This is a genomic window from Solidesulfovibrio alcoholivorans DSM 5433 (genome assembly GCF_000702665.1).
GTDB classification, from domain to species: Bacteria; Desulfobacterota; Desulfovibrionia; order Desulfovibrionales; family Desulfovibrionaceae; genus Solidesulfovibrio; species Solidesulfovibrio alcoholivorans.
In genome coordinates this window covers 1-3,427 of record NZ_JNJA01000047.1, presented here as the reverse complement: position 1 = coordinate 3,427, position 3,427 = coordinate 1, and the positions used below count along the sequence as shown (strand labels likewise).

The window sequence follows — 3,427 nt, the reverse complement described above, 5'->3', positions numbered from 1 at the left end:
CTGGAATTCACCCAGGCGCTCAAAGATGCCGGCGTCGCCATCTCCATGGACGGCAAAGGTCGATGGATGGACAATGTTTTTATCGAGCGGCTGTGGCGCTCTGTGAAATGGGAGTGCGTCTACCTGCGGGAACTCGAAACCGGGAGCCAGGCCCGCCAAGTCCTTGGAGACTGGTTCCGCTTCTACAACGAGCAGCGGCCGCATTCGGCTTTTGACGGTCGTCGCCCCATGGACGTATACCGGGAGGGCCACTCGGCCTCCAAGGCGGCATGAGCACCAACCGGACTATAGCTTAACCCCGCCGCCAACCTGTCCAACCAAGCCGGACCACCTCAGTCCTTGTCCGCCGCGACCCCTTCTTAGCTTGGTGGCGAACCACCCTGCGTGAGCGCCCTGGCTACGACAAGCAGAGGGCTGGCCATGGCGCATAAACGGATGCCTTTTGAATCTGTCACTCGCAGCAAAAGCCTCCGCTCGCAAATTCAGTGCGCCAACGATGCTGCCTTTGGACGGATAACTGAGCTACTCCCCATCTGGCTGCCGGGGGGACGGCAGGAGGGTCAGGAATACGTCTGTGCCAGCCTTGACGGCGGACAAGGCCACTCGTGCAAAGTCAACCTTGCCACCGGCAGGTGGGCCGATTTTGCCACGGACGACAAGGGAGGCGATCTGGTCTCCTTGTTCGCGGCTATCCATGGCTTGCGGCAAAGCGATGCAGCCCAACAACTCGCTGAGAACTTGGGAGTTACTTCAGACCAGACTCGCTACCGTCTTTCGAACAAGGCGAGCAAGTCTAGGGGAACGGCCTCTAACTCACCAGGACAAATCATCATGCCTGTGCCATCGCACGTCCCCGCGCCGCCAGACATCATCAGGCACCAAGTTGCCGGCTCCTGGGTCAATAGGACCGTCGCTGCCCGCTGGGCCTATCGAAATGAGCACGGGCAGATCCTAGGCTATGTCTGCCGCTTTAATCTGCCTGACGGCGGCAAAGAAGTTCTCCCCCAGGTCTACGGCGAGGCAAACAGCAAGGCTTGCTGGCAATGGAAGAGCTTTCCTATTCCCCGCCCCCTGTATGGCCTTGACCGCTTGGCCGCCTCGGCCACGAATGACATGGTTCTTGTCTGCGAAGGCGAGAAAACAGCGGACGCAGCCCAACGCCTTCTTACCGATGCCGTAGCCGTCACCTGGTCAGGAGGATCGAAGGCTGTTCGCAAGGCCGACTTCAGGCCACTAGCAGGAAGGACGGTCTTTATCTGGCCCGATGCTGACAGATGCGGCTTTGAGGCGGCGATGGAAGTGGCAAGAATTCTGGAAAAAATCGGTACGCCCGCCAATATTGTTCTACCGCCTGAGGAGGTTAATGCTGGCTGGGATTTGGCTGATGCCGAGGCCGAAGGATGGGACAACACACAGGTCATGCAGCATATTGAGAACAATATAATGTCCTTATCAGCTTTTGAATGTTTGTCCTGGGAACAATACGAAATCACCACCCCAAATCTGCACATCCATTACCGGAAACTGCAAAACGTATCAGACGTCATCCGCATAGAAAAAGGGGCCTCTGGCGATCTCGTAGACGCCTGCGAGGCCGTCCTGACCAGACCGGATCTACCCTATGAATTCAAAATATTTCAACGGGGCACTCAACTCGTACGGATTGGCAAGCTACCGGCGTCTTCGCAATGTTGCGTTGCGAACAGTCCTCAAGAAACTGTCGTTATCATGGAAGTCAAAAAGGCGTTCCTTCTGGATGTGCTGGGGCGCTATGGCAGATTCGAGAAATGGGATCGCCAAACTGGTGAGTTTCGTGCCGTCGATCCGCCCAAGGATGTCGCTGACACCATCACGGGACGCGCCGGCCTGTGGCCCATGCCGCTTTTGCGGGGCATTTTGAATTGTCCAACGTTACGACCGAACGGCACCCTGCTACTCACGCCGGGCTATGACCCACAAAGCCAATACTACTTCGCCCACCACCTCAGCATCAAAATCTCCAACCATCCGACGCACTCAGAAGCAGCAGATAAGATTGAATTTATAAAAGATTTACTGACTGGTTTCAGTTTTGTAGAACCCGTCGACCGTTCCGTCGCCTTGGCTCTGCTTATCAGTACCATGGCGCGACCAATCCTTGACCACATTCCTCTTTTCGCAATCACGGCTCCTGTCCGTGGCAGCGGAAAATCGTATTTGATGGATATTGCATCCATGATCGCAACGGGGAACAGAACGGCAGTTCTTTCAGCGACGATTGACAGCGCCGAGCTTGAAAAGCGTCTTATCGGCAGCCTCATTTCTGGGGATCTACTTGTAAGTTTGGACAATCTTAATGGAGCTTTGCAATCTGATTTGCTTTGTCAGGCCATAACAGCTGACACGATTAAAGTTCGCCCGCTTGGTGCATCTGCTCAGGTTGAAATACCCAGCACGACCCTTTGGTCGGCCAACGGCAACAATCTGGTATTGGCCGGCGATTTACCTCGCCGCTCCTTGCTTTGCCGGCTGGACCCTGGATGCGAACGCCCGGAAGAACGCCAGTTCTCCTTTGATCCCCTTGAGGGCGTACGCCAAAACCGCACCGAGTATGTCAGCGCCATTTTAACCATCCTGCGCGCTTATATTGTCGCCGGCCGGCCGGACATGGGCGGCACCCCTTTCGGCGGCTTCGGCCAGTGGTCTGCCCTGGTGCGTGGCGCGCTCATGTGGGTCGGCGAACCGGACCCTTGCGCCAGCCGCGACGCCATTATGAATGACGACCCGGAACTGGGGCAACTGCACACGCTCCTCACCCTTTGGTGGCGAGAGTTTGGGAAAAGCGCCATAAAAATCAAGCGCCTCATAGAATGCTGCCACTCAAACGACTCTGGGCTTATTGAAGTCCTTGAGGACATCGCCGGCGAGAAGAATGGTCCTGGGATCAATACGCGCCGCCTAGGCCACTGGCTAAAACGTCACAAAGGTCGTGTCGTCGACGGGTTGCGGCTCGTCCAAGTTCCCGGCCCGAATATGGCCAGTTGGCAGGTCGTCCAAGCCAAGGCGGGCGAAGCATAGGTTTCTAAGGTTCTGAAGGTTCTTTCCTGAGGCACTGACCCAAAGCGAATAGGGAAGAAAGGAAGATAGTTTTGAGGGCTGGGACAAAACCTCAAGAACCAGCCAAACCTTCACCTCGGATTGATGAAATTTCGAGCTGCACCCCGACTATTTACTCTACTTTCTAATATACTTCATAATTTTCGGTAAATCTTAACCCGCACTTCACCTTACATGCCCCGCACGGGGGGGCGACCTCGCCCGGGTATCGGCGTGGTGCTACCTCTTCAAGCTTCAATCCACGCCCCCGCGCAGGGGGCGACTTGCGATTTCCAACCTGGCTGTGGGTCAGCTTGAGTTTCAATCCGCGCCCCCGCGCAGGGGGCGACCG

At 56.2% G+C, this 3,427-nt stretch carries 2 protein-coding genes; both read left to right on the top strand.

Annotation, left to right across the window (positions count from 1 at the left end):
• The coding region (locus Q368_RS0122645; protein WP_029461286.1) for an integrase core domain-containing protein at positions 1-273 on the top strand (273 nt) is incomplete at its 5' end.
• A 147-nt stretch (positions 274-420) separates the two neighbouring features.
• Positions 421-3,057: a hypothetical protein gene (locus Q368_RS0122640; RefSeq protein ID WP_029461285.1), complete on the top strand. Its 2,637-nt coding sequence runs from the start codon at positions 421-423 to the stop codon at positions 3,055-3,057.
• Positions 3,058-3,427 lie beyond the last annotated feature (370 nt).